The following is a 26,569-nucleotide window of genomic DNA, read 5'->3' on the forward strand; positions in this document are numbered from 1 at the left end:
GGCATGACGCCGACCTTTCCCCCACGCCACCCGGCCACCTGGTGGGCCGAGTTCGAGGAGTACGCCGAGAGCTTCGACCGCGCGTCGGTCACCGAGGCCCTCGCGGACGCCATCCTCCCCCGCATCCCGGCGATGCTGCTGCGCCGCGAGGCCGAGATCGCCGTCGAGACGGTCCTGCGCCACCTGAACCGGCCGGACAGCCCCGGGCTCGCCGAGCGGGCCGAGGACGCGGCCGCCCGGCTGATCGCCACCGTCAACCGGATCGCCGAGCGGTCCACCACCGAGGCCCGGACCGCCGAGGCGTACGCCGTCGGCCGGCTGCTGCGGGGCGACTGGGCCGAGGCGGCGGCGCTGATCGAGCCGATGGCCGGGACGCTGGTGCTGATCCGGGCGGTGGTCGCGGCGCTGCGGCTGGACACGTTCGAGTCGGACTTCGTCGTCCACCTGCTCAAGGCCGGCCAGTCGCCGGCCGCGTCGATCCGGGCCGGCCGGGCCGTCGGCCGGTACAGCTGGTGGCCGTCCTGGATGCTGTCGGTGGTCACCGAGCGGGCGCTCGCCGGCACCCTGGACGACGAGGTCATCGAGGCGCTGCGGACCTGTGCGTACGCCGAACTCAGCCCCGCCCAGGCCCGGATGGCCCGGCGCCTGATCGCCGCCGATGCCCCGCTGGTCGAGGCGACCGCCTATCGCCTGGAGGCGCTCGGCGAGCACCCGGCCGCCCGCAAACTCCGCCGCGGCGACCTCGACACGGTGGCCTTCGCCGCCCGCCTGATCCCGGTCTGAGCGACCCGGCCGTTGACGGCCGCCCTCGATCGTCCGCCAATACTGGTATGGAGCTTACGAAAGAACCCGTGACCATCGCGATCGTCGGGGCCGGCCTGCGCGGGCGCGAGTACGCCCGGCTCGCCGAGAAGAGCGGGCGGGGCCGGGTGGTCGCGGTCGCCGAGCCGGATCCGGCTCGGCGGTCGGCTTTCCAGCGGGCGTACGGGATGGAAAGGTCCTCGGTCTTCGCAGACTGGGCCGATCTGGCGGCGGCACCGCGGATCGCCGACGTCGTGATCGTCGCCACCCAGGACCGGCAGCACGCCGACCCCGCCGTGCGGCTGGCCGGCCTCGGCTACCACCTGCTGCTGGAGAAGCCGATGGCGCCGACCGAGGCCGACGCCCGCCGGATCGTGGACGCGGTCGAGGCGGCCGGCGTGATCGGCGCCGTCTGCCACGTGCTGCGGTACACGAGCTACACCCGGGCGGTGAAGGCCCTGATCGACGAGGGCCGGCTCGGCGAGCTGATCAACGTGCAGCACCTGGAGCCGGTGGGCTGGTGGCACCAGGCGCACTCGTTCGTGCGCGGCAACTGGCGCAACAGCGCCGAGTCCGGCCCGATGCTGCTGACCAAGTCCTGCCACGACCTGGACTGGCTGGCGTACCTGCTCGGCGGCACCCCCACCGCGGTGGCCTCGTTCGGCGGGCTGGCCCACTTCCACCCGGGCAGCAAACCGGCCGGTGCGGCGGCCCGCTGCCTCGACTGCGCGGTCGAGTCCACCTGCCCGTACTCGGCCAAGCGGCTCTACCTGAACTGCCTCGAGGACGACGATCTCGCCGCCTGGCCGCTGCCCGCGGTGACCCCCTTCCGGGATCGCGACGCGGTGCTGGCGGCGCTGCGCGAGGGGCCGTACGGCCGGTGCGTCTACGACTGCGACAACGACGTGGTGGACAACCAGGTCGTCGCCATGCAGTACGCCTCCGGCCTGACCGCGACGTTCACGATGACCGCCTTCACCCCGATGCAGCGCCGCCAGACGAGACTGTTCGGCAGCCACGGCAGCGTCGAGGGCGACGGCCGTCTCCTGCGGGTGACCGATTTCCGCACCGGCGCCACCGAGACCATCGACACCGGCAGCCCCGACGAGTCGGGTCACGACGGCGGCGACGCCGGTCTGGTCGACGCGCTGCTGGCCGCCGTCGCCGACGGCGACCCAGCCCGGCTCAGCTCGACCATGGCGGCCAGCCTGGCCTCGCACCGCGTGGTCTGGGCGGCCGAGCGGGCCCGGCTGACCGGGACGGTGGTCACCCTGTGACGGGCTCCGGCGAGATCAGACCCGGAATCAGACCCGGAATCAGACCCGGAACTGGCGGACCAGGGTCTGCAGCTCGTCGGCGGTACGGGTGACCTCCTCGGTGGCGCTCTGCGAGGTGCCGATGCCGGCGCCGGTGGCCGACGCCGCCTCGGCCAGCCCGGTCATGTTGGCCGCGATGGCGGCGGCGCCCTCGGCGGCCTCGGCGATGCTGCGGCTGATCTCGCTGGCCGACGCCGTCTGCTGCTCCACCGCGGCGGCGATGGTCTGCTGGTAGTGCGAGATCTCGTCGACGATCTCGGCGATCTGGCTGATCGCGTGCACGGCGTTGCCGGTGTCGGCCTGGATCGCCTGCACCCGGCGGGTGATGTCCTCGGTCGCGCGGGCCGTCTCCTGGGCCAGGTCCTTCACCTCGCCGGCCACCACGGCGAAGCCCTTGCCGGCCTCCCCGGCGCGCGCCGCCTCGATGGTGGCGTTCAGGGCGAGCAGGTTGGTCTGCTCGGCGATCGAGGTGATCGCCTTGACCACGTCGCTGATCTCGGCCGAGGAGGTGCCCAGCCGGGAGACGGTGTCGTTGGTGGCCTGCGCCGCCGCGACCGCGTCGGCGGCGACCGTGGCGGCCCGCGACGAGCTGGAGGCGATCTCGGCGATCGAGGAGCGCATCTGCTCGGTGCCGGCGGCCACCGTCTGCACGTTGGCCGAGACCTCGGCCGAGGTCGAGGAGACCAGCGCGGTCTGCGCACTGCTGTCGTCGGCCCGGGCGGAGATCTCGGCGTTGACCGTGGCGGTCCGGGCCGCGGCCTCGACCAGCACGGCGGTGTTGGCGGCGACCCCCTCGATCACCGTACGGGTGCGCCGGTTGGCCTCGTCGAGGGCGCGGGACATCTGCCCGACCTCGTCGGCGTGGGTGAGCCCGACGCTGCCGGTCAGATCGCCGTCGGCGACGTCCAGCAGCACCCGCGACACCCGGCGCAGCGATCCCACGATCATCCGGGTGACCACCAGGCCCAGCAGCACCGCGAGGAGGACCGCCGGGATGGCGACGGCGATGATCCTGGCCCGGCCGGCGCTGTACCGGTGCTGCGAGGCCTTCGCGTACGACGCGGCCCGGGCGGTCTCCTCCGCCTGCAGAGCGTCCAGCGCGTCGGCCGCGTCCGAGATCAGCGGCTGGGCCGTGTCGCTCTGCATCTTGCTGAACGCGGCGGTGTCGCCCCGCATCGCCGCCGGCAGCATCTGCGCGTCCCGGAACTGCAGGTAGGCCTGCCACTTGTCCTCGAACTTCGCCAGGTCCGCCGAACCGGCCAGGGTGCTGGTCGCCTTGTATGCGGTCATCGCGGTGGCCAGCTCGCCGTCGGTCTCGTGCAGACCGTCCAGCCGCTGCTGCCGCCCGGCCGGAGTCGACTGCAGGGCCACCCGGTGCAGGTCCAGGCGCGACTTCAGCTCGGAGTCGTGTACGTCGGCGAGGTGGCCGACCGGGATCATCGACTTCTCGTACAGCGACCGGGCGTTCGCGGCGAGACTGCTCATGTCCACCAGGGCGGTCACCGCCACGATGCCGATCGCCGCGCTCGCCAGCCCCACCGCCGTCATGATCTTCACGCCGACGGGCCGATCGGCCAGGACGGCGGACACCTTCAGCCCCAATGGTCACTCCCCCGACGGGTGCCGCAGCACGCTCTCCTCTCCTATCGGACGAACCGCGCACTCGATGAGCGGCTAATTGTCCGGCGGGGCGGTGAGTTGTGGCCCGAGCCCGTCCAGCCAGCGGATCGTGGCCCGCGCGACGGTGATGCCGTACTCGAGGGTCGCGAGCCGGAACGGGTCCGCGCCCGCCGCGCGCAGCTGGTTCCGGGCTCGCTGGTAGCCGGCCAGCAGCTCGGCCTGCCGGCGCCGCTGCTCGGCCAGCATGGGCGCGAGCCGGTCGGCGCCGATGTGCCGGCCCAGCACGACGAACAGCAGCAGCGGCAGCCGCATGGTGGCGGCGTCCGGCCCGCCGGCGGCCCAGTCGGCGAACGCCCGCCGGCCGGCATCTGTGATCTCGTACGGCCGGGACTCGCGCCGCCCCACCGGTCCCGGCGCGACCAGCCCGAGTCCCGCCATGTGGGACAACTCCCGGTACACCTGGCTGCGGGTCAGCGACCAGAACGGGCCGATCGTCCGCTCGGCCCGGGCGACCAGCTCCCAGCCGGTCAGCGGGCCGTCGTGCAGGAAGCCCAGCAGGGAGGCCGCGGTGGAGTTGATGCCCGCCTCGCTCATCGCGCCGGCCGGCCGGTCACGGGTTCAGGAACAGGCCGCGGAACCGAGGCCCGAGCCAGGGCCGGCGACCGTACGAGAGGATCTGACCGGTGGCGATCGCGCGCCACACCGGCATCCGGTTGAAGGCGACAAGCAGCGCGGCGCACGCGGACAGGGATATCACACAGTCGACCGGGCGGTCGGCGGACGGGAGGGGCGTGCTGCGCGCGACCCCCTCGGAAAGGTGCAGCACGAAGCCTCGGCCGCCGCGGACCCGGAGCTCGAAGGTGGCGGTGAGCCCGCGGGCGGCCCGCTGGTCGACCAGCAGCGGCAGCATCTCGGACATCACCGTCGGCGCGGCGCAGACGGCCGCGGCCGCCGGCATCCGGGGGTCGCCGCCCAGGGCCAGCGCCAGGTCGCGGCCGTGCACGAGGGTCTCGCTCACGCCGATCGCGCCGAGCGTCGCGACGTAGCGCGTGACGCCGGCGCCGTACCAGGGCGCGGGCCGGGCCACCTCCAGATCCGGGCTGGCCGCCAGCGCGCCGGCCAGCCCGGACGCGCCCTCCGCGAGCGCGTCGGCCGCCTCGGCGGGCCGCTCGAAGTGGACCACCTCGACCGCGCGCGCGTTCGTCGCGGCCACCACCTCGGGCAGGGTGTCGCCGGTGCCGATCACGCCCGCCAGCTCGGGCCCGAACGCCTCGCCGCGCACCGTGCCGGCGAAGGCCCGGTAGACCACGCACAGGTGCCCGGCGAGCTGGCCGGCGCTCCAGGCGAGCCCGGGCACGGGGGCATCGAGCCGCTCGGCGCGCCGCACCATCTCGGCGACCCGGCGGCTCTCCCGGCCCAGGGCCTCGACCAGCGCGTCCCGGTCCGGCGGCACAGTCATCATGGCGGCCAGTCTGACGGTCACCGCCAGCCGCCGCAAGACCTGACTAATAGGAAGGTCCGGACCGAACAATTAGACATGTCGGAACGGTTCCGGTCAGCCCTCCGGGGTCGCGGTGAGCAGGTAGTCGTCGGCCTCCGGGCTCCAGCGCAGGCCGACCGCCCCGCTGGTGGCGGCGGCCTTGGAGAACTGCAGGAAGCTGCGGTAACCCAGCTTCTTCTCGCTGAAGTCGGGCGCCACCTTGCGTACCTTGTTCTTCAGGCCGGAGAGCGCGACCGTGCCGTCCGCGCCAGCCTCCTCCCGGACCACCCCGCGCAGCAGCACGAACGCCGCCTCGCGGTCGCCGTGCTCGGGCAGGGTCACCTCGGGGTCACCCTTGGCCGAGCCGGACCCCAGCTCGACCACGTTGTGGCCGGCCAGGTGGCGCAGCAGCTCGCCGAAGGCGCGGAAGCCGTAGTCGGCCTCGTTGAAGGTCGGGTCCTTGCGCAGCAGCGTGCGCTTCAGGGTGGACGCGGTCACCGTGCCGTTCGAGCTGCTCTGCAGGCCGGCGACGGTCTGCGCGACCAGCGAGGCGAGCGCGTCGACGTCCCGGGGCGAGGGCGGGGCGGCCGGCGGCGGCGAGACCGGCCGGTCGGGGCGGTCCTGCTTCGTGCGCGCCGGCGGGACCGGCACCTCGACACCCTCGAGCCGGTCGTAGAAGAGGAACTCGTCGCACGCCGCCGGTAGCAGGCGGGACGTGGAGTTCTCCACCCCGACGCCGATCACCCGCTTGTTGAGCTCGCGCAGCTTGTCGACCAGCGGGGTGAAGTCGCTGTCGCCGGTGCACAGCACGAACGTCGAGATGTAGTCGCGCTCGAAGGCCAGCTCGAGCGCGTCCACGGTCATCTTGATGTCGGCGGCGTTCTTGCGGGAGGCGCCCATCCGCTGCGGGATGTCGATCAGCTCGACGTGCGACCGGGTCAGCATGCGCCGGTCCTCGTCGAAGAAGGACCAGTCCGCGTACGCCCGGCGCACCACCACGCGGCCCCGCTCGGCGAGTGCGTCGGCGACCGGGCGCAGGTCGAAGGACAGGCCTCCGAGGTGATCCCGCGCGCCGATCGCCAGGTTCTCGTAGTCCAGGAACAGGGCGATGCGCTCCTCTTGATCCACGCCGGTCAGGGTACGCCGCCAGCCAGCCTGGCCACGTTCTCCGGGGCGAAGAACTCGGCCGGGGAGGTGACGCCCGAGTTGAGCCGGGCGAAGGCGTCCATCGCGGGCTGGTTCCCGGCGAACGCCGAGACCAGCCGGATCATCTGCTCGTCCGGCGGCTGCAGCGCGGCGATGCCCAGCGTCATCCGGTAGACCGGCATCGCCCGGGCGTCCCGGCGCGCCTGGTAGCCGGCCAGCGCGTCGGCGTACGGCGCCGAGCCGCCGAGCGTCGCGTCGAGCGCCACGGCCAGCTCCTCGGCGTCCAGGAACGCGTCGGTGATGCCCTGGGCGGTGATGAAGTCCCGGCTGTAGCCCGCGTCGCCGACCAGCGCCCAGCCCGGCCCGTACGGGATCCGGAAGTAGTTGGGCACCGACGAGCCGACGATCTTCTCCTCGCGCTTGGCCGCCCGGATCCGCTCGGCGAACGCCGGGGCCAGCTCGAACGTCCGCATCAGCTCGCCCTCGACGTCGTCGCGGTGCGCGGCCAGCTCGACGTGCGGCCAGCCGCCGATGACCAGGGTCAGGTCGTCGTTGGTCGGGCAGACCGCCCAGCCCCGGCCGGGCCGGCTGTACGCCTCGAACGTGTCGGTCGGCAGGTTGCTCCAGTACGAGTAGTACCCGACGGTCAGCGCCGGGACCTCCTCGTACGAGGGAGCCCGCACCGCCTTGGCCACCGCCGAGTTGCGCCCGTCCGCGCCGACCACCACGCGGGCCCGCTCGACCTGGCCGTTGCCGCCCCGGACGCCGGTCACCAGGCCGTCCTCGACGAGCACGTCCTCGAGGCCGAAGCCCTCGCGGACCTCCGCGCCGGCCGCGGCGGCCGCGTCGAGGAGGATCTTGTCGAGCAATGGGCGGCGCGGGGCATAGGCGTACGGCGAATCGGCCGTGCCCGGCGCACCCGCCAGCGTGAGCGGGCCGAAGTCGAACGCGTACCGCCCGACCGGCGGGGTGGTCGCCACCACCTGGCCGAGCAGGCCCCAGCGGCCCAGCGCGGCGACGCCCGGCGGGTGGATGACGTGCGTGGAGACGGTGTCGCTGGGGAAGGTGGCCCGGTCGACCAGCAGGGTCCGGTAGCCACGGCGGGCGAGCAGCATGGCGAGTGGTGAGCCGGCGCAGCGCGCGCCCACCACGATGACGTCGTGCATCAGGCCATAGTGGAGGAGATCACCGGGTGGGGCAAAGCTCGTCACGGCGGCGTGCCGGCGGTCAGCCGTACGGTGAAGCCGTCGTCGCGGCGGTACAGGCTGACGTGGTTGCAGGCCTGATGGGTGATCCACAGGCCGAGCCCGCCGCCGTCGCCGCGCGGGGCCGGGAGCAGCCCGGCGAAGGGGTCGGTCGGGCCCGGGCCGGCGTCGGTGACCGCGACGACCACCCGGCCGGCGGTCTTCCACACCCGCATCCGGATCGGGCCGTGGCCGTGCCGGTGGGCGTTGCTGACCGTCTCGCTGACCGCGACCACCAGGTCGTCCCGCTCCTGCTCGGTCAGGCTGCCGTCGACGCCGGCCCGCACCGCGTGCCGGGCCTCGGCCGGGGTCGGGTCGGTCAGCTCGCACCGCGGCGGGGTCAGCTCGACCGGGTCGGTGACCGGCCGGCGCGGCTGGACCAGGTAGGTGGCCGGCTCGAGGTAGCCCTGGTTGGGGCGGTGGACGTCGCCCGGCAGCGCGGTGCGCGGGTGGGTGCGCAGCACGTCGTCGACCACCGGGGCGGGCGTGGTCCGCAGGTCGTACGCGCACATGCTCCAGAGCGGGAATTCGTCGTACGCGTGGTTGATCGCCGACTCGTACCGCGCCCACCAGTCCCAGGTCGCGCCGAACGCCTGCGGGGCCAGCTCGCCGATGATCCGGATCTGCCCGGCGCCGGCCGACACGTGCTCGGCGAGCAGCCCCCGGTAGGTGCGGATCGCCGAGGCGGGCCGGGCGTACAGGTCGTCGCCGGTCAGGTAGATCACCGGGCTGCCGGCCGGCAGCGCCGCCCGGACCAGCGCGGCGTTGTGCTCACCGAGCGCGACCACGGTCGGTTCGCCGGCCGCGACGCCGTCGACCAGGAACGGGACGACCACGCCGAGCAGGTGCTCGTCGGTGTCGTAGCAGATCGCTTCGTGGAAGCAGCCGATGTGCCCGGCGGCGGCGCCCGTCCTCATCCTGCGCTCTTCGGGGCGGGCCGTCGCAGGGGGAACGGTGGTTCGCCGGGTGGGGCGCCGCCGTCCCGCTCGCCGCAGAGGACCGCCATGCAACCGGACTACCCGAAACCTGTCCAACGAAAACTGTGGACATCGTTTCTCCCGGGCCGGCCATCGGGCGCATGCGGCCGGTGGCCGCGGGGTAACCGGGGATCATGTCCCTCGGAACGATCCGCACCGATGTGCCGGCCCGGCTCGACCGGTTGCCCTGGGCGCGCTGGCACTGGATGATCGTCATCGGGCTTGGCACGGTCTGGATCCTGGACGGGCTCGAGGTCACGATCGTCGGCAACCTCTCCGGCCGGCTGGCCGAGCCGGGCAGCGGCCTGGGCATCACGCAGAGCCAGGTCACCGGGCTGGGCGCGGCGATGTACGTGGCCGGCGCCTGCTGCGGCGCGCTGTTCTTCGGCTGGCTCACCGACCGGTTCGGCCGCAAGAAGCTGTTCATCATCACGCTCGGCGTCTACCTGTTCGGCACCGCGATGACCGGGCTCTCTTTCGCCGTCTGGTGGTTCTTCCTGTTCCGGTTCATCACCGGGGCCGGGATCGGCGGCGAGTACGCGGCGATCAACTCGGCGATCGACGAGCTGATCCCGAAGAAGCACCGCGGCCGGATCGACCTGATGATCAACGGCAGCTACTGGGCGGGCGCGGCGTTCGGCGCACTGCTCACCGTGCCGATCCTCACCCAGCTGCCGGTGAGCTGGGGCTGGCGGGTGGCGTTCGGCCTCGGCGTGCTGCTCGGCCTGGTGATCCTGCTGGTCCGCCGGCACGTGCCGGAGAGCCCGCGCTGGCTGTTCATCCACGGCCGCGGCGACGAGGCGGAGGCGCTGGTACGCGGCGTCGAGGAGGAGGTCGAGCGGGAGGACCACGTCGGCCTCGAGCCGGTCGACACCACCATCGAGATCCACCAGCGCCGGACGATCGGCTTCGGCACGATCGCGAAGACGCTGGTCAGCCGGTATCCGAAGCGGGCCGGGCTGGGGCTCGCGCTCTTCGTCGGGCAGGCGTTCCTCTACAACGCGATCACCTTCGGGTACGCGCAGATCCTCCAGACCTTCTTCAAGGTGCCCTCGGGCAACACCGGGTACTACTTCGCAGTGATCGCGGTCGGCAACCTGCTCGGGCCGCTGCTGCTCGCGCCGTTGTTCGACTCGGTCGGCCGGAAGATCATGATCACCGGCACGTACGTCGTCTCCGGGGTCTTGCTCCTGGGCACGGCCTGGCTGTTCGGGCAGGGCGCGCTGAACGCGACCACGATGACGGCCTGCTGGTGCGTGGTGCTGTTCTTCGCCTCGGCCGGGGCGAGCTCGGCCTACCTGACGGTCAGCGAGATCTTCCCGATGGAGACCCGGGCCCTGGCCATCGCGTTCTTCTACGCGGTCGGCACGGCGGCCGGCGGCATCACCGGGCCGCTGCTCTTCGCCCACCTGGTCGGCACCGGCGAGGTCGGCGACACGGTCACCGCGTTCGTCATCGGCGCCCTCGTGATGATCGCGGGCGGCCTGGTCGAGGCGGTGCTCGGGGTCCGGGCGGAGCGGCGGAGCCTGGAGGAGATCGCGACACCGCTGACCGCCGCCGACGCGTAGCAGAGGTCGCGACACCGCTGACCGCCGCCGACGCGTAGCGGAGGTCGCGACACCGCTGACCGCCGCCGACGCGTAGCGGAGGTCGCGACTCCGCTGACCGCCGCCGACGCGTAGCGGAGGTCGCCACGGAGCGGAGGTCGCCACGGAGCGGTGGTCACCGTGTAGCGGGGGGCCGCCGCGTAAGGTCGGATCATGCTCGCGGTGGCCCATCGGGGCGGCAACTCGCTCGCCGGCCTGCGGGCCGCGCTGGACGCCGGGGTCGATCTAGTCGAGGCCGACATCCACCTCTACCGGGGCGCGCTCGAGGTGCGGCACAGCCGGGCGATCGGGCCGCGCCTCTACTGGGACCGGAGCACCGGCGTGACCCGGCGGCGCGACGTGGTGGTGCCGGAGCTGGAGGAGGTGCTGGCGGTCGCCGGCGGGGACCCACGGCTGATGCTCGACCTCAAGGGGCCGTCGCTCGCGGTCGCCGGGCGGGTGGCGTCGACGCTGCGGTCCCGTCAGCCCACGGTGCCCGTGGCGGTGTGCACCAAGCAGTGGCGGATGCTCGACGCGTTCGCCGGGGACGCGAACGTACGGCGGATCCTGTCGGCGGCCAATCCGCGGCAGCTGGCCCGGCTGCGGGCGCGGCTGCGCGGCGAGCGGGTGCACGGCGTCTCCATCCGGCTGCGGCTGCTGACCCCGGAGATCGTGGCCGAGCTGCGCCGCTCCACCGACCTGATCATGGCCTGGTCGGTGGACACCGAGCCCGAGCTGGACCGCTCGTTCGAGCTCGGGGTCACCGGAGTGATCAGCAAGAACATGGCGCTGCTCGGCCGCCTCGCGCGGTAGGCGCTGCCCGGCGAACCGGCGCTGGACCGGGACTGCGCCGTTGTCCGCTGCGGGCTGAACCGCGCGGACTCCCGGATCGGTACGGTGAACCCATGACGGAGAAGGCACGTACCCGGCCCCTGCTGCGCACCGTCGTCGGCGAGGTGCTGCGGCGCCACCGGCAGGAGCAGCGGCGCACGCTCGCCGAGGTGGCCAAGGAGGCGTGTGTCTCGGTGCCCTATCTGTCCGAGGTCGAGCGGGGGCTCAAGGAGCCGAGCTCCGAGGTACTGGCCGCCGTCTGCGACTCGCTGCGGATCGAGCTGCCCGACCTGCTGGCCGAGGTGCGGCGCGACCTCACCTACGCCGCCGCCCCCGTCCTGCGCCTGGCCGACGCCCGCCTCCAGCGCGCCGCCCTGGGCCGGGCCAGGACCGGCCAGGCCCAGATCAGCCGCCCGGCCCCGCCCTCCAGCGGCGGCGTGATGCTGCTCGCGGCCTGAGCCGCCCCGCGCAAAGCATCAGCCGCCGCCGCAAAGCGGGCGGCGCGTCAGAAACGGCGGCGCCGCAAGTTGTGCGGCGCCGCAAGACGTGCGCCCCAGAACGCGCGGCGCCCCAGAACGCGCGGCGCCCCAGAACGCGCGGCGCCCCAGAACGCGCGGCGCCCCAGAACGCGCGGCGCCCAGGCCGTAGGCGACCGCCTCCGCCGCCGTCAGGGTCATGCTGCGGTCGGTGTCCGCCCGGATCTTCGGCACCGGGTGACCGGTGTGGTCGGCCAGGATCTGGTCCATCTCGGCGCGCACCTTGGCCACCTCCTTCGCCTCGACCGCGAGATCCGGCAGCGTGCCGCGGGCCTGGCTGGACGGCTGGTGCAGGGTCACCTTCGCGTGCCGCAGCACCGAGCGCTTCCCGGGCGTCCCCGCCGCGAGCAGGGCCGCCGCCGCGGACGCCGCCTGACCCACGCAGATGGTGGCAATGGCGCAGCGTACGAAATGCATGGTGTCGTAGATCGCGGTGAGCGCGCTGAACGACCCGCCCGGCGAATTGATGTAGAGCGCGATCTCCTGCTCGCCGGAGGACTCCAGGTGGAGCAGCTGGGCGATCACCACGTTGGCGACCCCGTCGTCGATCTCGGTGCCGAGGAAGATGATCCGGTCGGAGAGCAGCCGGGAATAGATGTCGTAGGCGCGCTCCCCGTTCGGCGTCTTCTCCACCACGGTCGGAATCGTGTACTGGCTCATGCGCTCAGCCCCATCGGCTCGAGGGTCAGGCCCGGCCGCACGTCGTCGACCCGGTCCAGGATGTGGTCGATGAGGCCGTAGTCGCGGGCCTCCTCGGCGGTGAACCACCGGTCGCGCCGGCTGTCCAGCTCGACCGTCGCGTACGGCTGCCCGGTGTGTTCCGCCGTGAGCCGCAGCAGCCGGGCGCCGATCCGCTCCAGCTGGTCGGCGTAGATCTCGACGTCGGCCGCCGTGCCGCCGAACCCGGCCGACCCCTGGTGCATGAGCACCTGCGCGTTCGGCAGGCAGAACCGCTTACCGGGGGTGCCCGCGGTGAGCAGGAACTGGCCCATGCTGCCGGCCAGCCCGAGCGCGAGCGTGCTCACCTCGTTCGGGATCAGCCGCATGGTGTCGTAGATGGCCAGGCCGGCGCTGACCGACCCGCCCGGCGAGTTGATGTACAGGCTGATCGGGGCGCGCGGGTCCTCGGCGGACAGCAGCAGGAGCTGGCCGCAGAGCCGGTTGGCGATCGGGTCGTCGACCTCCTGACCGAGGACGATGATGCGCTGGTGCAGCAGGCGGGCCGTGACCTGGTCGTCCACGGATCCGGCGATGGCGGGTTGCATGATGACTCCTCTCCAGTCCCTGTCACCCACCATCGAGCCCCGGACCGCGGCGCACCAAGCCGATCTGCTGTTGGCAGATGTCAGCCGGTCACCGGCTCCGGCTCGGCCGTCGGGTCCACCCCGGCGAGGAAGCCGGCCGCGTTGTCCCGGATCCGGGTCGCGCCGAGCGCCGCCGCCCAGCGCTCGACCTCGGTGGCCAGCGCCACCGCCGCCGGCTCGTCGCCGGCGTCCCGGGCCAGCACGGCCAGCAGCAACTGCTGGGAGAGCGTGCCGGTCACCCGGCCGGCCCGCGCGCCCAGCGCCGTCGCCCGGCGCCAGCGGTCGAGCGCGGCCGCGTGGTCGCCGTTGTCGTGGTCGTGGTCGCCGAGGTGGCGCAGCGCCTCCCGGGCGAGCAGGTCGTCCCGGCCCTCGCCGGCCGCCAGCGCCGCCTCGTAGCGGGCCGGCGCCGCCTGCCGGTCGGCGCGCAGGTTGTCCGCGATCACCCCGCGGTAGAAGTCGGCCCAGCCCGCCTCGACCGGGCCCGGCGCCGTCGCCCGCAGCCGCGCGCCGCGGCGTTCGACCTCCGCGATCGCCTCCGGGTCCTTGCCGGCCGGCCCCGGCTGGAAGTGCTCGCCGGCCGGGTGGATCAGCCGGAGATAGTCGTTGCGCAGGCGCAGGAAGTCCAGTTCCCAACCGTCCGCGCCGGCCTTCTCGGCGGCCGCGATCCGCTCCCCCGCGGTCTCCGTGCCGGCCCACCAGTCCTGCTCGAGCGCCACCTCGGCCGCCGCCAGCGCGATCCGGGGTGCCGGGCCCGGCACCGCGTCCAGCAGCGCAAGCGCCCGTTCCCAGCGGCCGCCGTGGGAGAGTTCGACGGCCGCGGCGGCCACCTCATCCGTGAATGTCGTCATGGCGCGGACGGTAGTTTTTCCGAAAACTATCCACAAGAAAACTACTTGCGGAGGTACGCGTGGACGGCTCCGTCGACCGGCACCTGGAGATCTGGACCCGCGAGCTGGCCTGGCTGGACCCGCTCACCGAGGCGATCATGGTGCGGCTCGCCACCGCGTCCCGCCACCTCACCCAGGCCCGCAAGCGGGCGCTGGCGGACAGCGGCCTCCCGCTCGGCCGGTTCAAGATCCTGCTGGCCCTGCGCCGGCTCGGCCCGCCCTACGCGACCAGCCCGTCGCGGCTGGCCGACACGCTGGGCCTGACCCGGGGTGCGCTCTCGGTGCGGCTGGGCCCGCTCGAGCGGGCCGGCCTGATCGAGCGCCGGCACCACACCGGCGACCGGCGGCGGGTCGAGGTGCGCCTCACCGACGCCGGCCACGAGGCCCTCGAGCGGCACCTGAAGGCCGAGAACCGCGACGAGACCGACCTGCTCGCCCCGCTCACCGCCGACGAGCGCCACACCCTCGACCACCTGCTGCGCAAACTGCTGCCCGACGACGGGGGCCGCGGGGCACGGGACTGACGACCACCTCCCCGGCCGGGTACAGTGCCGTCGCTGAATCGGGGGGCGACCCCGAGTACAAACTGACCCAGGGATGCACATATGAGGATCAAGTCGGTCGCGGTGAACGGGATCGCCCTGCTCACCCTCGGGGGAGCACTCGCCGGCTGCAAGGGCTCCGGCAGCGACACCGCCGCCGCGCCCACCCCGACGCAGGTCACCACCTCCGACGCCGCCGCGGCACCGGAGGCGTCCGCGTCCCCGGCCGCACCGCCCGAGAACGGGGTCGCCAAGCTGACCGCCACCGAGATCGTGGCGAAGGCGAAGGCCGCCCTCAAGTCGGCCAAGTCGTTCCGGGCCGTCGGCGCGGGCACCGACGGCGGGCAGAAGATGACCATCGACATGGAGGTCAGCGGCACCGACGCGCTGGGCAAGCTCACCATCGGCCAGGGGGCCACCGTCCAACTGCTCTCGGTCGGCGGCAAGCACTACATGAAGCCGAACGAGGCGTTCTGGGTCAAGGTCGCCGGCGCCCCGGCCGCCGACGCGAAGAAGTTCGCCAACCTGGTCGGCGACCGATGGGTCATCGTCAGCGCCAAGAACGCCGACATGAAACAACTCTTCAACCTGGTCAACATCGACGAGATGGTCAAGCTCGACGGCAAGCTGTCCAAGGGCACGGCGAAGCAGATCGACTCGTACCAGACGATCGGGGTGAAGTCCTCGGGCGGCGACACGTTGTACGTGGCGACCACGGGCAAGCCGTACCCGATCGAGGAGGTCGAGAAGGACGGCAAGACCACCTTCAGCGATTTCGGGACGGCGTTCACCGACCTGAAGAAGCCGGCCGCGGCCGAGGTCGTCGACCTGAACATCTGATCGGGGGGTCCGGTGATCCCGGTTACCGGCGAGGAACAAAGCAAACGGACGGCACCCAGCCGGGCATGCTTGGATTGCTGGCCATGGCCAACCCTTTGCAGCGCCGCGCCGGTCACCCCGGGTCGCGCATTCTGAGCGTCGCCACGTACCGCCCACGGACCGAGGTGGGCAACGAGGCGATCGCCGCCCTGATCGATTCGAGCGACGAATGGATCCGCCGCCGCTGCGGCATCGAGTCGCGCCGGCGCGCCGCACCCGACGAGGACCTGGTCACGATGGCCGCGGCGGCCGCCTCCAAGGCCCTGGCCGGCGCCGGCGTGGATCCGCACGACGTCTCGGCCGTCCTGGTGGCGACGATGTCCCACCGCGGCCGCGCGACCACCGCGGCACCCCTGGTGGCCGACGCGCTGGGCGCCACCGCGGCCGCCGCGATGGATCTGGGCGCGGCGTGCGCCGGATTCCCCTACGCACTCGCGACCGCCGACGCCCTCGTCCGCGGCGGCGCGGCCGACTACGTGGTCCTGGTCGGCGCCGAGCGTATGACCGACATCATCGACGAGCGCGACCGCGGCACGGCATTCCTCTTCGGCGACGGCGCGGGCGCGGTCGTCGTCGGCCCGGCGCCGACCTGCGGCATCGGCCCGGTGGTGTGGGGCGCCGACGGCTCCCAGAGCGAACTGCTGCGGTACGACGAGGCGGGCATCCTCCGCATGGCCGGCCCCGAGGTCTTCCGCTGGGCGACCTCCGTCATCCCCGACCTGTCCAGGCGCGCGCTGGACGCGGCGGGCATCTCCGCCGACGACCTCGCGGCCTTCATCCCCCACCAGGCCAACCTGCGTATCACCTCGGTCGCCGCCAAGGCCCTGGGACTCGGCCCGCACGTCCGGGTCGCCACCGACATCACGACCAACGGCAACACCGGCGCGGCCTCCATCCCCCAGGCAATGGCGGCCCTGCCCGACACGACGGGTCCCGCACTGCTCGTGGGCTTCGGCGCCGGCCTCTCGTACGCGGCCCAGGTCGTCACCTTGCCCTGACCCGCTCGGGACGTCCGCGCCATCCCGGCCGAACGGTTCGTCAGTCGTCCTGGTCGAAGCTCAGGCGCGGGCGCCCCGCATCGCTTCCACCAACGCCGTGCGTACGGATTCGTGGATGAGCGGCGGCAACTGTTCGAGCCGGAACCAGCGAACCTCGTCGTGTTCATCGGGAGCGACATTGGCCGGTGTCCCCTCCCACTCGTCGACAAGCCAGGCGCTGATGCGCACGGACTGCTCTCCGCGGCCCACCTCCAGTCGAGACAAGCAGCTTGCCGAGCCGGTCGCTATCCGCACGCCGAGTTCCTCGCGCATCTCCCGGGCGAGCGCAGCCAGTTCCGTCTCGCCCGCGTCGATATGTCCGCCGGGCAGATCCCACACGTCCGGGTAGACATGGCGATCCGGACTTCGGTGGACGAGCAGGACCTGACCTTCGCGAACCAGCGCCGCGGTGACGATCTCGGGCATGGACGGGATTCTGCCTACTTCGAGATCCGCGTGCCACCGGTGCGGGCGTTTGTTGGCGATGCCGTAAATTCTTGAGTCCCGCACGGGGAGGCCGATGAGAGGTAGCCGTCGGGTGTCGGAGGTGGCTTTGGCTGGTACGGGGCGTACGCGTAGCGTTCTGCGCTGGCCGGCCGGGTTCGTGGCGCTCGTGGTCGTGTGCGCGGCGGCGGGATCGGCGCCCACCCGAGCCTTTCCGGGCGACGACGCGGCCTTGTATGCGCAGTGTCGGCGCACCGCGCAGGCCGCCGCCGACAAGTATCGCGGTGCGGGGCAGGTCACGGTCGCGGTGCGCTGCGAGCGGCCGGACGGCACGGTGGTCGATCCGAAGCTGTGGTCGCCGGCCGCACCGACTCGGCCGGTGCCGGTCCCGGTGATGACGGTGGGCCACGCGGGTTGTGTCACCGGTCCTGGCCGGCCGGTGGTCCGCACGGCATTGACCAGCGTGTCGGCCAAGGCGACGGCGGGCGAGGCGGTGATCTACCAGTACCAGCGGCTCGACGGAAGCGGTACCACCGGCTCGTCCGGTTCTCCGGTCCTGGAGTTCGGTCCGGGTGACCTGGCGCCGGGCGGGAGCTACCGCTGGCGGGCCCGGGTGGACGACCTCGCGGAACTGGCCGGCGGCCGGACCTTGTTCGCCGATCCGGACGAGGAGTTGCGCTGGTCGTCCTGGTGCGAGTTCACGGTGTCCGCGGACGCCGTCGACTACCGCGGCCTGGGCGACGTGAGTCTGGCGGCCTTGACCGAGCTCGGCCTGCGTCCCGACCGCGACTACACGGTTCGCCTGTCGAGCCGTCAGCAGCGGCTGCTGCGCGCGGGTACCAACATCGGCCGGACCAGCGACCGGATGACGCTGACCGGACCCCGCTGGACCGACCTGCTCGTCCAGTTGACCGAGTCTGCCTCGATCGCGGACGACGCCGCCGCCGAAGCCGGCGAGGACGACCCGTCAGTGCCGGACGGCACCGCCGCCCGCAGGCTGGTGGACGCGATCTCCGTCGAACTGGGCGGCCCCCACCACCCCCACCTCGGCTGAAGCGGTACCCGGGCCGACCGGGTGCACACCACCTGACCCCACCCGCATTACCACCCGTGGTTGGTGCCGGCCGGCGGCGAATCCGCCGATCCTCGAGGCATGAATTCGAGCTATCTCGTCGACATCGCCATCGGCCTCGCCGTCATCGCGTACCTCTGCACCCGTCAGCTCTCCTGGCGGCCGGTCGACCCGGCCCGGATGTGGAAGATGCCGCTCGTCCTCGGCATCGCCGGCGTCATCATGCTGGCCCGGCAGCACGTCACGATCCACCCGATCGACCTGGTGATCCTGATCCTGTCCGGCTTGGCGGCGCTGGCCTCCGGCACCCTGATGGGGCGGATCGCCCGGTTCCGCCCGTCGGCCGCCGACCCGCGGCTGATGGAGAGCCGCACCGGCTGGGCCGGCATCGTCATCTGGTTCGGCCTGATCGCGGTGCGGGTCGCGCTCGACGCCGCCGGCCACCAGCTGGGCTCCGACCTGGCCATCTCCACCGGCAGCATCCTGCTCGTCCTGGCCATCAACCGGGCCGCCAACGCGTTCGTCCTCTCGGCGCGCCAGCCGCGCGGCGCGTACGCCGCCGCGGGAAAATAGCCTCGTGTTCGGTATCCCGGCCCGGCGCACCTGGCCGGTCGCCCTCAACCTGGTCGGCATCGTCGTGGTGGGGTTCGACCTGGCCCGGCGGTCGCTGCGCGACGCGCCGGCCGGGCTGACGGTGGCGGCCTGGGCGGCCTGGGCGCTCTGGGCGGTCGTGGCGCTGGTTCCCGAGGCCCGCGTACGCGTCCGGGCCGTCCTCGGTCTGGGGATGATCGCCGGCGGCTCGCTGGCCGGCGCCACCACCGACGTGATCGGTTTCGTGCCCGCCGTGGTCGGCATCCTCCTGCTCGCCCGCACCCCGGCCATCCCGCTGCGGGTGCTCGGCGGGGCGGTCATCGGCTCGGTCGTCCTGATCGGGATGGCCGTGCTGATCGACCCGGCCCCGCGCGGCGTCCTGCTCAGCGTCATGGCGTTGCTGCTGTTCTGCACGCTCGGCGGGCTGAGCCGGCGGCAGGTCCGGCTGGCCGACGAGCAGTCCCGGGAACTGCTCGAGGAGCGGATCGCGGTCGAGCAGGAGCGCGCCCAGGTCGCCGGCCTGACCGAGCGCTCCCGGATCGCCCGCGACCTGCACGACGTGCTCGCCCACTCGCTCGGTGGCCTGGTGATCCAGCTGGAGGCGGTGGACGCGCTGCTCGAGTCGGGCCGGGCCGTCGAGGCCCGCGACCGGGTGCAGGCCGCCCGCAAGCTCGCCGTCTCCGGGCTGGCCGAGGCGAAGCAGGCGGTCACCGCGCTGCGCGAGCCGGACGAGCCGATCTCCCAGGTGGTCGCCGGGCTGGCCGCCACCCACCGGTCGATCGGCGGCCAGGTGGCCGTGCGCGGCGACGCCGACCGGGGCGTGCTCAGTGGCGCCGGCCGGGTCGCGGTGCGCCGGGCGGTGCAGGAGATCCTCACCAACGCCCGGCGGCACTCCCCCGGCGCGCCCACGACCCTGGATCTGGATTGGGACGACAACATGCTGACCGTCACCGCCTCGACCCCCGGCGGCACCGCGCGGAGCCACGTTTCCCCCGGCGGCGGCCACGGGCTGGCCGGGATGCGGGAGCGGGTGAGCGCGGCGGGCGGCACCATGACCGTGCGCACCGGCCCGCCGTTCGAGGTCGTGCTGCGGCTGCCGGGTGGGCCGGCATGATCCGGGTGCTGGTGGCGGACGACCAAGCGACCGTACGCGATGGTCTGGTCACGCTTCTGGGCCTCGCCGAGGGCGTCGAGGTGGTCGGCGCGGCCGCCGACGGCGAGGAGGCGGTGCGGCTCACTGCCGAGCTGCGGCCGGACGTGGTGCTGATGGACCTGCGGATGCCCCGGCTGGACGGCACCGGCGCGACCGCCCGGATCGTGGCCGAGGCGCCCGGCACGGCGGTGCTGGTGCTGACCACGTACGCCGACGACGAGTCGCTCGCCGGTGCCCTTCGCGCCGGCGCCCGCGGCTATCTGACCAAGGACGCCGGCCGGGCCGAGCTGGCCGCCGCGGTCCGCTCGGTCGCCGCCGGGCAGGCCACCTTCGCCAAGGAGATCGCCGACCGGCTGGTCCAGGGCTTCACCACCGCCGCGCCCCGGCCCGGCCTGCGCGAGCGCTTCCCGGCGCTGACCGCCCGCGAGGCCGACGTGCTGGAGGCGATCACGCTCGGCCACAACAACGCCCGGATCGCCGCCGACCTGTTCCTGAGCGTTGCCACCGTGAAGAGCTACATCAACTCGATCTTCGCAAAGCTCGGCGCCCGCGACCGCGCCCACGCGGCCGCGATCGCCGCCGGCCGCTCCGACTAACCGAGCGCCTGCTTCAGGAGGGCGGCGACCCGCGCCTCGGTCTGCGGGGTGAGCTCGGTCAGCGCGTAGTACGCCGGCCACATCGCGCCGTCGTCCAGGTTGGCGTTGTCGCTGAAGCCGAGCGTCGCGTACCGGGCCTTGAACTTGGCGGCCGACTGGAAGAAGCAGATCATCTTGCCGTTCCGGTAGTACGCGGGCATGCCGTACCAGGTCTTCGGGATGAGCTCGGGCGCGGTCTCCTTGATCAGCTCGTGCAGCCGCTCGCCGAGGCGGCGGTCGACCGGCGGCATCGCGGCCAGCTTCTCGAGCACCTCGGCCTCGGTGTCGCCCTTGCCGGCCTTGAGCTCCCGGTTGCGCTCCTGCATCGCGCCGCGCTCGGCCTCGGTGAAACGGGCGGTGCTCTTGCGGGTGGTGGTAGCCATGCTTGTCTCTCCCTTGCTCACGAGAGAGATCCGACCATCGCCGCGGGCCGCGACGCCTCCCCCGTGGGACAGCGTGGGACAGCGGCAACGGCTCTGACCTGCGCCTTCCTGCGAGAGATACGGCATCGTGGGGCGGGACGATACGGTGGTGCACGTGTCCGGCCCGCGGGAGCGACTGGTGGCCCAGCTCGCCCAGATCAAGGAGCTGAGCGGGCTCAGCCTGCGCGCGCTCGCCCGGGACGCCGGGCTCAGCAGCTCGTCGCTGTCCCGCTACCTGACCGGCCGGCTGGTGCCGCCGTGGGAGGCGGTCGTCGCGCTCTGCCGGGTGGTGCGGCGCGATCCCCGGCCGCTGCGGGCGGTGTGGACGGAGGCCGCGCAGGCCGGGCCGGCCGCCCCGCCGCGCCGCAACGACCTGCCCGCCGACCTGTTCGACTTCACCGGGCGGGAGGACGAGTGCGCCCGGGTCGAGGAGTTGCTGCGGACGGCCGGGGCGGCCACCGTCGACGGGATGGCGGGCGTCGGGAAGACCAGCCTGGCGCTGCACGTGGCCCATCGCCTGGCCTCGGCGTACCCGGATGGTGGTCGGTACTTGGATTTGCAGGGTTTTACGCCGGGTCAGGAGCCCCTCGACCCGTCGGCGGCGCTGGCGCGGCTGCTGGCCGGGCTGGAGGTGAACCATCCGCCGGCCGATGCGGGCGAGCGGGCCGCGCTGTGGCGATCGGAGCTGTCCCGGCGGCGCGTGCTCGTCGTGCTCGACAACGCGGCCGACGCCGAGCAGGTGCGCCCGCTGCTGCCCGGCGCCGGCAAGTCGGCCGTCCTGGTGACCAGCCGCAACCGCCTGGTCAGCCTGGAGGCGGCGCCGCCGGTGTCGCTCGCGCCGCTGGCCGACGCGGACGCGGCGACGCTCTTCGGCCGGGCCGCCGGGCTCAGCCGCACCGACGACGCGGTCGGCGACGTGCTGCGCGAGTGCGGCGGATTGCCCCTGGCCCTGCGGATGGCGGGAGCGCGGCTGCGGCACCGTCCGGGATGGACGGTCGCGGTGCTGGCCGAGCGGTTGCGGGACAACGCCGGCCGGTTCGACGCGGTGTTCGGCATGTCGCTGCAGCAGCTCGACCCCGCCCGGCGGCGGCTGTTCCGGCTGCTCGGCCTGCTGCCGGGCGCCGACTTCGACACCGGCCCGGCGACCGCGCTCGCCGGGCAGCCGGCCGGCGAGATGCTGGAGGAGCTGGTCGACGCGCACCTGGTGCAGGAGACGTCACCGGGCCGCTACCGGATGCACGACCTGATCCGGCGGTACGCGGCCGACCTGGCCGCCGAGGAGGAGACCCGGCCGGGTGACGCCCTGCGCCGGGCGCTCGACCATTACCTGGCGCAGGCGATCGCGTACGACCGGATCCTGCCCGCGCCGCAGCGCCCCCGGCCGGCGGCGGGCGACCCGGCGGCGGCCATGGCGTGGTTCGACCTCGAGTACGTCAACCTGGTCGCCGCCTTCGACGCGGCCGTGCGGCTGGGGGCCGACGAGGTGGTGGCCGGGTTGCCGGGGGCGATGCGGGTCTGGTTCTTCCGGCATCGCGGCACCGACGACCAGACCCGCATGCTGGCCGCCGCGGCGGAGGCGGCCGGGCGGCTGGGCCGGGATCGGGAACGGTCCGCGCTGCTGTCGGATCTCGGTTTCGCCCTGGCCGCGGCCGGGCGGCTCGCCGAGGCGCTCGCGGCGTATCAGCGGGCGGAACCCAGCGCCGCCCTGGCCTTGCGCATCGGGTTCGTGCGGCGCGATCTGGGCGAGTTCGCGCCGGCGCGGGACGAATTCCGGCGCGCCCGCGAGCTCTTCGAGCGGGACGGGAACCGGGCCGGGCAGGCGCAGGCGCTGGCCTTCGACGGGTGGGCGACGCTGCATCTGGGCGACCGTTCCGCCGCCGCCGAACTCGCCCGCGCGTCGCTCGCTCTCGCCGAGGGGCCGGCCCGGATCCCCGGACTGGTCACCCTCGGTCTCGCCGAGGATCGGTCCTTCCTGGACGAGGCGCTCCGGCTGGCCGAGGAGAACGACCTGCCGCACCAGCAGGCGTGGTGCCACAGCTGCCTGGGCATCGCGCTGCGCGAGGCCGGCCGCTTCGACGAGGCCCTGGCTCGGCATCGGCGGGCCCTGGAACTGCTCGAACCGCTCGCCGAGGCGCAACTCGAAGCGGACTGCCGCCGGGCGTACGCCGAGACGCTGGAGCGCATGGCGCGGTAGCCGGGGTACGCCGGAGCGCTTCCCGGCGAGTCATCGCCGTGCCGGATGTGCGCGACCACCCCGGGCCGGGAGCCTCACCTCGGATGTCGACGAGGGCGGGAGGCGGCCGATGCGCGGACGACGCGTGGGCGCGGTGCTGGCGATCTGGGTGGTGCTCTTCGGCCTGTTCGGCTGGCTGGCCGGGCGGATCGGGGACGTGCAGGACAACGACGAGACGAACTGGATGCCCGCGAACGCGGGCTCGACCCGGGCGGTCACGGTGGAGCGGGCCGCCTTCCCCGGCGGCGACGGCGCGCCGCTGGTCGCCGTCTACGTCCGGGACGACGGGCTCACTCCGGCCGATCTCGCGGCGGTCGACCGGGATCGGGCCGGGCTGGCCGCGATCGGCGACGGGCCGGTGGCCGGGCCGGCCGAGTCCGCCGACCGTCGGGCGGTCACGCTGACCGTGCCGGTGAACCGGTCCCGGTTGGACAGTGGCGAGGTGGACGCGGTGGTGGCCCGGGCCCGCGCGCTGGTCGCCGACGGGTTACCAGCCGGGCTGACTGTGCAGGTGACCGGTGCCGCGGCGTCCCGGGCCGACGCGGCGGCCGCGAACGGGCAGGCCGACGGGGCGCTGACGCTGGCCGCCGCCGGGGTGGTCGTGCTGGTGCTGCTGTTCACCTATCGCAGCCCGCTGCTGCCGCTGGTGCCGCTCGCCTGCGTGGGCGTCGCGGTCGCGGTCGCCCAGGGCGGGGTCTACCTGGCTGGCCGGGCCGGCGCGGTGGTGTCCGGGTCCAGCTTCATCCTCATGATCGTGCTGGTGTTCGGCCTCGGCACCGACTACGCGCTGCTGCTCATCTCCCGCTACCGGGAGGAGCTGCGGGCGGAGCCGGACCGGTACGCCGCGATGGCCCGGGCGCTGCGGAGAACCGCGCCCACCGTGCTCGCCGCGGCCGGCACGATGGGGCTCGCGTCGCTGGCGCTCGGCGCGGCCAGCATGAACTCGACCCGCGGGCTCGGGCCGGTCGCCGCGGTGGCGGTGGTCGCCGCGCTGGCCGTGATGACCACCCTGCTGCCCGCGCTGCTGGTGCTCCTCGGCCGCTGGATCTTCTGGCCGCGCATCCCGCGGCCGGATCCCGTGCCGAGCGCCCCGAGCGCGCCGCGCAAGCGCCGGGCCGTCGAGCGCCGGCCGCGCCGCACCTGGGTGCTGACCGCGGCGCTGCTGCTCGTCGCGTCCCTGGGCAGCGTGTTCCTGCGCCTGGGCGGCCTGGCCGGCGGGGACAACTTCACCCGCGAGCCGGAGTCGGTGACCGGGCAGCGGCTGCTCGCCGGCCACTTCCCGGCCGGCGCCGCGGCCCCGGCCCTCCTCTACGGCGCGCCGGCCGACGCCGTCCGGCTGACCGCCGCCGCCCGCTCCACGCCCGGGGTGGCCGGGGCGGGGCCGGCCGAGCTCGCGCCGGACGGCTCCTGGGCGCGGATCCCCGTCGTCCTCGCCGACCCGCCGACCAGCACGGCCGCGCAGCGCACCGTCGAGCGGCTGCGGTCGGCCACCGGCGACCCGATCGTCGGCGGGACCGCCGCCGCCCTGCTCGACCAGAACCGCGCGATGAACCGGGACCTTCTGGTGCTCGTGCCGCTGATCAGCGTGCTGGTCGCGCTCGCGCTGGGCGCCATGCTGCGGGCCGTGCTCGCGCCGCTGCTGCTGCTCGGCTGCGCCCTGCTCTCGGCGGCCGCCGCGCTCGGCCTCGGCACGCTGGTCTTCCACGCGCTCGGCTTCCCGCGTACCGACCCGACCGTGCTGACGCTGGGCTTCGTCTTCCTGGTCGCGCTCGGCGTCGACTACACGATCTTCCTGGTCCTCCGCGCCCGGCAGGACGGCGGCCTCGCGCGTGCGCTGGACGCCACCGGCGGCGTGATCACCAGCGCCGCGCTGGTGCTGGCCGCGACGTTCCTGGTGCTCACGATCACGCCGGTGGTGCTGAACATCCAGCTCGGCCTGCTGGTGGCGATCGGCGTGCTGCTCGACGCCTTCGTCGTGCGAACGGTGCTGGTGCCGGCCGCGGCGATCGACGCCGGCCCGCGGCTGTGGTGGCCGGGCCGGCTCAGCCGGGAATCGGCAGACCGCCCTGGTACGCGAACACCACCAGCTGAGCCCGGTCCCGGGCGTGCAGCTTCGTCATCGCGCGGTTCAGGTGGGTCCGCACCGTGGCCGGGCTGAGCACCAGCCGCCGGGCGATCTCGTCGTTGGACAGCCCGGCGGCCACCCAGCCGACGACCTCCCGCTCCCGCTCGGTCAGCGCGGCCAGTTGCGGCGCCGGGGCGTCCCGGCCACCGGCCGGCCCGGCGAAGCGGCCGATCACCCGCCGGGTCACCGCCGGGGAGAGCAGCGCCTCGCCGGCCGCCACCACCCGGACGGCGTGCAGCATCTCGGCCGGCTCGGCGCTCTTGAGCAGGAAGCCGGACGCGCCGGCGCGCAGCGCATCGAAGATGTACTCGTCCACGTCGAAGCTGGTCAGGACGATCACCCGGGTGCCGGTCAGCTCCGGGTCGGCGGTGACCCGGCGCAGCACCTCGATCCCGTCGAGCCCGGGCATCCGCACGTCGAGCAGCGCCACCCGGGGCCGGTGCCGGCGGATGAGGGCCAGCCCGGCGGGCCCGTCCGCGGCCTCGCCGACCAGGTCGATGCCGTCCTCGTCCTCGACCAGCATCCGCAGTCCCATCCGGACCAGCGGCTGGTCGTCGACCACGACCAGGCTGATCACCGGGCACTCCGCAGCGGTAGCTCGGCGCGTACCTCGAAACCGCCCGCAGCCCGGGGGCCGGCGGCCAGGGTACCGCCCACCGCGCCGGCCCGCTCCCGCATCCCGGCCAGCCCGCGCCCCTCGGCGATCGGGCCGGCCGGGCCCTTCCCCTCGTCGCTGACCGTCACGGTCACCGACTCCGGCGCGTAGTCGAGGCGTACGGTCGCCCGCTCGGCCGCCGCGTGCCGCACCACATTGGTCAGTGCCTCCCGGACGATGCGATAACCGGCCACCTCCACCGCGGGCGGGACCTGCGGCCGGGCGCCGGCGATCAGCAGGGTCGCGTGCAGCCCGCCGTGGTTGACCGCCTCGACCAGGTCGGCCACGCGCGCCAGTCCGGCGGGCGGCTCGTCCAGCGGTTCGAGGGTCGCGCGCAGCTCGCGCAGCGCCTGGTCGCTGGCCTGACGCATGGCCCGCAGCGCCTCGGCGGCCCGTTCCGGCCGGCGGTCCAGCACGTGCAGCGCGACCCCGGCCTGCAGGTTGATCACCGCGAGGCTGTGGCCCACCACGTCGTGCACCTCCTGGGCGAACAGCAGGCGTTCCCGGTACTGGCGCTGGCGCTCCTCGGCCTCGGCGGCCCGGCGGGCGGCGCCGCGGTAGGCCCGCACGGCGACCCCGGCCAGCCACGGCGCGACCAGCCAGGCGGCCGGCAGCAGGACGAGCCGGCCGGTGGCCGAGGCGGCCGGCAGCGTCACCACCACCGCGGCGAGCACCGCCGCGCCGGAGACTCGCGGGGCGCGCCAGGCGCCGGCCGAATACGCGGCGACCGCGGCCAGTTGCAGGATCGAGCTGTACGGGTAGCCGAGGGCGAGATGACCGAGCGTGGCGGCGACCGAGACGCCCAGCGCGGCGAGCGGCCACCGCCGGCGTACGGCGAGCGCCGCGGCCGCGACCACCACCAGAGCGAAACCGGCCGCGCCCAGCCGCATGCCATGATCTCCGGCGGACTCCCGCGCGCCCAGCGCGGCCAGGACGCCCAGCAGCGCCGCCAGCGACGCGTCGACGGTCGGCGCCGCCCGCTCGCCGCCGCCGGTGACCGTGGCCCACCACGCGGTAACGTCCACGAGCCGACCCTACGCAGCGGCGGCCCGC

The 26,569-nt window shown here is 74.0% G+C and carries 26 protein-coding genes and 1 pseudogene; 14 read left to right on the plus strand and 13 right to left on the minus strand.

The genetic code is table 11. The features are described 5' to 3' along the window. Positions 1-3: 3 nt before the first annotated feature. Together IH26_RS0109785 and IH26_RS0109790 are read left to right on the plus strand one after the other, a co-directional pair. On the plus strand, positions 4-783 hold the full coding sequence (locus IH26_RS0109785) for a hypothetical protein (RefSeq protein WP_030435820.1): 780 nt from the start codon (positions 4-6) through the stop codon (positions 781-783). A 68-nt stretch (positions 784-851) separates the two neighbouring features. Beyond that, positions 852-2,078, plus strand: a complete 1,227-nt coding sequence (locus tag IH26_RS0109790; RefSeq protein WP_245665077.1) for a Gfo/Idh/MocA family protein — start codon at positions 852-854, stop codon at positions 2,076-2,078. A gap of 39 nt (positions 2,079-2,117) precedes the next feature. On the opposite strand, the gene IH26_RS0109795 is transcribed toward IH26_RS0109790, so the two are convergent. From IH26_RS0109795 to IH26_RS0109820, 6 genes are all read right to left on the minus strand, one after another. After that, complete coding sequence (locus IH26_RS0109795; RefSeq protein ID WP_030435822.1) at positions 2,118-3,719, minus strand: methyl-accepting chemotaxis protein; 1,602 nt, start codon at positions 3,717-3,719, stop codon at positions 2,118-2,120. Between the two features lie 72 nt (positions 3,720-3,791). Then, on the minus strand, positions 3,792-4,331 hold the full coding sequence (locus tag IH26_RS0109800) for a PadR family transcriptional regulator (protein ID WP_030435823.1): 540 nt from the start codon (positions 4,329-4,331) through the stop codon (positions 3,792-3,794). Positions 4,332-4,347: 16 nt separating this feature from the next. Further along, positions 4,348-5,199: a maleylpyruvate isomerase N-terminal domain-containing protein gene (locus IH26_RS55725; RefSeq protein WP_084598763.1), complete on the minus strand. Its 852-nt coding sequence runs from the start codon at positions 5,197-5,199 to the stop codon at positions 4,348-4,350. A gap of 93 nt (positions 5,200-5,292) precedes the next feature. Beyond that, positions 5,293-6,345, minus strand: coding sequence for an NYN domain-containing protein (locus IH26_RS0109810; protein WP_030435825.1), 1,053 nt, complete (start codon positions 6,343-6,345; stop codon positions 5,293-5,295). 5 nt (positions 6,346-6,350) lie between these two features. Beyond that, positions 6,351-7,529, minus strand: coding sequence for an NAD(P)/FAD-dependent oxidoreductase (locus IH26_RS0109815; protein WP_030435826.1), 1,179 nt, complete (start codon positions 7,527-7,529; stop codon positions 6,351-6,353). A gap of 41 nt (positions 7,530-7,570) precedes the next feature. Beyond that, positions 7,571-8,524 carry a sensor histidine kinase gene (locus IH26_RS0109820; RefSeq protein WP_030435827.1) on the minus strand — a complete coding sequence of 318 codons (954 nt, stop codon included), beginning with the start codon at positions 8,522-8,524 and terminating at the stop codon, positions 7,571-7,573. 194 nt (positions 8,525-8,718) lie between these two features. On the opposite strand from IH26_RS0109820, the gene IH26_RS0109825 reads away from it, so the two are divergent. The 3 genes and pseudogenes from IH26_RS0109825 to IH26_RS62770 all read left to right on the plus strand — a co-directional run. Then, the gene (locus tag IH26_RS0109825) at positions 8,719-10,152 is read left to right on the plus strand and encodes an MFS transporter (RefSeq protein WP_030435828.1); all 1,434 of its coding nucleotides are present in this window, start codon (positions 8,719-8,721) and stop codon (positions 10,150-10,152) included. A gap of 192 nt (positions 10,153-10,344) precedes the next feature. Beyond that, positions 10,345-10,983, plus strand: coding sequence for a glycerophosphodiester phosphodiesterase (locus IH26_RS0109830; protein ID WP_030435829.1), 639 nt, complete (start codon positions 10,345-10,347; stop codon positions 10,981-10,983). Positions 10,984-11,075: 92 nt separating this feature from the next. Continuing rightward, positions 11,076-11,336 (plus strand): annotated as a pseudogene (locus tag IH26_RS62770) (helix-turn-helix domain-containing protein); the annotation flags it as partial. Between the two features lie 141 nt (positions 11,337-11,477). On the opposite strand, the gene IH26_RS0109840 reads toward IH26_RS62770, so the two are convergent. The 3 genes from IH26_RS0109840 to IH26_RS0109850 form a co-directional block, all read right to left on the minus strand. Beyond that, a complete protein-coding gene (locus tag IH26_RS0109840) occupies positions 11,478-12,197 on the minus strand; it encodes a ClpP family protease (RefSeq protein ID WP_281179717.1) in 720 nt (239 codons plus the stop codon). Continuing rightward, a complete protein-coding gene (locus tag IH26_RS0109845; protein ID WP_030435832.1) occupies positions 12,194-12,802 on the minus strand; it encodes a ClpP family protease in 609 nt (202 codons plus the stop codon). The genes IH26_RS0109840 and IH26_RS0109845 overlap by 4 nt, the downstream gene beginning before the upstream one ends. A gap of 80 nt (positions 12,803-12,882) precedes the next feature. After that, on the minus strand, positions 12,883-13,689 hold the full coding sequence (locus tag IH26_RS0109850; protein WP_030435833.1) for a hypothetical protein: 807 nt from the start codon (positions 13,687-13,689) through the stop codon (positions 12,883-12,885). A 59-nt stretch (positions 13,690-13,748) separates the two neighbouring features. Here IH26_RS0109850 and IH26_RS0109855 point away from each other — a divergent pair, with 59 nt between their 5' ends. The 3 genes from IH26_RS0109855 (at position 13,749) to IH26_RS0109865 (ending at position 16,147) form a co-directional block, all read left to right on the plus strand. Further along, a complete protein-coding gene (locus IH26_RS0109855) occupies positions 13,749-14,252 on the plus strand; it encodes a MarR family winged helix-turn-helix transcriptional regulator (RefSeq protein ID WP_030435834.1) in 504 nt (167 codons plus the stop codon). 81 nt (positions 14,253-14,333) lie between these two features. After that, complete coding sequence (locus tag IH26_RS0109860; RefSeq protein ID WP_030435835.1) at positions 14,334-15,110, plus strand: hypothetical protein; 777 nt, start codon at positions 14,334-14,336, stop codon at positions 15,108-15,110. 83 nt (positions 15,111-15,193) lie between these two features. Then, positions 15,194-16,147, plus strand: coding sequence for a beta-ketoacyl-ACP synthase 3 (locus IH26_RS0109865; RefSeq protein WP_030435836.1), 954 nt, complete (start codon positions 15,194-15,196; stop codon positions 16,145-16,147). Between the two features lie 60 nt (positions 16,148-16,207). Here IH26_RS0109865 and IH26_RS0109870 read toward each other — a convergent pair whose 3' ends face one another. Next, a complete protein-coding gene (locus IH26_RS0109870; RefSeq protein ID WP_030435837.1) occupies positions 16,208-16,612 on the minus strand; it encodes an NUDIX domain-containing protein in 405 nt (134 codons plus the stop codon). Between the two features lie 121 nt (positions 16,613-16,733). Here IH26_RS0109870 and IH26_RS0109875 point away from each other — a divergent pair, with 121 nt between their 5' ends. From IH26_RS0109875 to IH26_RS0109890, 4 genes are all read left to right on the plus strand, one after another. After that, entirely contained in the window at positions 16,734-17,684 is a 951-nt protein-coding gene (locus IH26_RS0109875) for a hypothetical protein (protein ID WP_157437141.1), read from the plus strand. 99 nt (positions 17,685-17,783) lie between these two features. After that, entirely contained in the window at positions 17,784-18,275 is a 492-nt protein-coding gene (locus IH26_RS0109880) for a hypothetical protein (RefSeq protein ID WP_030435839.1), read from the plus strand. A gap of 4 nt (positions 18,276-18,279) precedes the next feature. After that, complete coding sequence (locus tag IH26_RS0109885; protein WP_030435840.1) at positions 18,280-19,407, plus strand: sensor histidine kinase; 1,128 nt, start codon at positions 18,280-18,282, stop codon at positions 19,405-19,407. Beyond that, positions 19,404-20,042: a response regulator transcription factor gene (locus IH26_RS0109890; protein ID WP_030435841.1), complete on the plus strand. Its 639-nt coding sequence runs from the start codon at positions 19,404-19,406 to the stop codon at positions 20,040-20,042. The genes IH26_RS0109885 and IH26_RS0109890 overlap by 4 nt, the downstream gene beginning before the upstream one ends. Here IH26_RS0109890 and IH26_RS0109895 read toward each other — a convergent pair. Continuing rightward, on the minus strand, positions 20,039-20,464 hold the full coding sequence (locus IH26_RS0109895; RefSeq protein WP_030435842.1) for an iron chaperone: 426 nt from the start codon (positions 20,462-20,464) through the stop codon (positions 20,039-20,041). The two genes, IH26_RS0109890 and IH26_RS0109895, sit on opposite strands and share 4 nt — an antisense overlap. Positions 20,465-20,618: 154 nt before the next feature. Here IH26_RS0109895 and IH26_RS0109900 point away from each other — a divergent pair, with 154 nt between their 5' ends. Together IH26_RS0109900 and IH26_RS0109905 are read left to right on the plus strand one after the other, a co-directional pair. Then, positions 20,619-22,697, plus strand: coding sequence for an ATP-binding protein (locus IH26_RS0109900; RefSeq protein WP_245665079.1), 2,079 nt, complete (start codon positions 20,619-20,621; stop codon positions 22,695-22,697). Positions 22,698-22,806: 109 nt separating this feature from the next. Further along, positions 22,807-24,894, plus strand: coding sequence for an MMPL family transporter (locus IH26_RS0109905; RefSeq protein WP_034214479.1), 2,088 nt, complete (start codon positions 22,807-22,809; stop codon positions 24,892-24,894). Here IH26_RS0109905 and IH26_RS57815 read toward each other — a convergent pair. Continuing rightward, on the minus strand, positions 24,779-25,438 hold the full coding sequence (locus tag IH26_RS57815) for a response regulator (protein ID WP_030435844.1): 660 nt from the start codon (positions 25,436-25,438) through the stop codon (positions 24,779-24,781). The two genes, IH26_RS0109905 and IH26_RS57815, sit on opposite strands and share 116 nt — an antisense overlap. Next, on the minus strand, positions 25,435-26,541 hold the full coding sequence (locus IH26_RS0109915; protein ID WP_051807876.1) for a sensor histidine kinase: 1,107 nt from the start codon (positions 26,539-26,541) through the stop codon (positions 25,435-25,437). The genes IH26_RS57815 and IH26_RS0109915 overlap by 4 nt, the downstream gene beginning before the upstream one ends. Between the last annotated feature and the right edge of the window lie 28 nt (positions 26,542-26,569).

The sequence above is a fragment of the Actinoplanes subtropicus genome, assembly GCF_000721705.1.
In the GTDB taxonomy this organism is placed as follows: domain Bacteria; phylum Actinomycetota; class Actinomycetes; order Mycobacteriales; family Micromonosporaceae; genus Actinoplanes; species Actinoplanes subtropicus.

What these genes read in the sequence shown, in the direction of transcription:
- IH26_RS0109890 (WP_030435841.1), top strand. Translation starts at nt 19,404, where the DNA reads ATGATCCGGGTGCTGGTGGCGGACGACCAAGCGACCGTACGCGATGGT.
- IH26_RS0109865 (WP_030435836.1), top strand. Translation starts at nt 15,194, where the DNA reads ATGGCCAACCCTTTGCAGCGCCGCGCCGGTCACCCCGGGTCGCGCATT.
- IH26_RS0109825 (WP_030435828.1), top strand. Translation starts at nt 8,719, where the DNA reads ATGTCCCTCGGAACGATCCGCACCGATGTGCCGGCCCGGCTCGACCGG.
- IH26_RS0109815 (WP_030435826.1), bottom strand. Translation starts at nt 7,529, where the DNA reads ATGCACGACGTCATCGTGGTGGGCGCGCGCTGCGCCGGCTCACCACTC.
- IH26_RS0109840 (WP_281179717.1), bottom strand. Translation starts at nt 12,197, where the DNA reads ATGAGCCAGTACACGATTCCGACCGTGGTGGAGAAGACGCCGAACGGG.
- IH26_RS0109860 (WP_030435835.1), top strand. Translation starts at nt 14,334, where the DNA reads ATGAGGATCAAGTCGGTCGCGGTGAACGGGATCGCCCTGCTCACCCTC.
- IH26_RS55725 (WP_084598763.1), bottom strand. Translation starts at nt 5,199, where the DNA reads ATGATGACTGTGCCGCCGGACCGGGACGCGCTGGTCGAGGCCCTGGGC.
- IH26_RS0109880 (WP_030435839.1), top strand. Translation starts at nt 17,784, where the DNA reads ATGAATTCGAGCTATCTCGTCGACATCGCCATCGGCCTCGCCGTCATC.
- IH26_RS0109800 (WP_030435823.1), bottom strand. Translation starts at nt 4,331, where the DNA reads ATGAGCGAGGCGGGCATCAACTCCACCGCGGCCTCCCTGCTGGGCTTC.
- IH26_RS0109820 (WP_030435827.1), bottom strand. Translation starts at nt 8,524, where the DNA reads ATGAGGACGGGCGCCGCCGCCGGGCACATCGGCTGCTTCCACGAAGCG.
- IH26_RS0109850 (WP_030435833.1), bottom strand. Translation starts at nt 13,689, where the DNA reads ATGACGACATTCACGGATGAGGTGGCCGCCGCGGCCGTCGAACTCTCC.
- IH26_RS0109895 (WP_030435842.1), bottom strand. Translation starts at nt 20,464, where the DNA reads ATGGCTACCACCACCCGCAAGAGCACCGCCCGTTTCACCGAGGCCGAG.
- IH26_RS0109870 (WP_030435837.1), bottom strand. Translation starts at nt 16,612, where the DNA reads ATGCCCGAGATCGTCACCGCGGCGCTGGTTCGCGAAGGTCAGGTCCTG.
- IH26_RS0109905 (WP_034214479.1), top strand. Translation starts at nt 22,807, where the DNA reads ATGCGCGGACGACGCGTGGGCGCGGTGCTGGCGATCTGGGTGGTGCTC.
- IH26_RS0109785 (WP_030435820.1), top strand. Translation starts at nt 4, where the DNA reads ATGACGCCGACCTTTCCCCCACGCCACCCGGCCACCTGGTGGGCCGAG.
- IH26_RS0109830 (WP_030435829.1), top strand. Translation starts at nt 10,345, where the DNA reads ATGCTCGCGGTGGCCCATCGGGGCGGCAACTCGCTCGCCGGCCTGCGG.
- IH26_RS0109845 (WP_030435832.1), bottom strand. Translation starts at nt 12,802, where the DNA reads ATGCAACCCGCCATCGCCGGATCCGTGGACGACCAGGTCACGGCCCGC.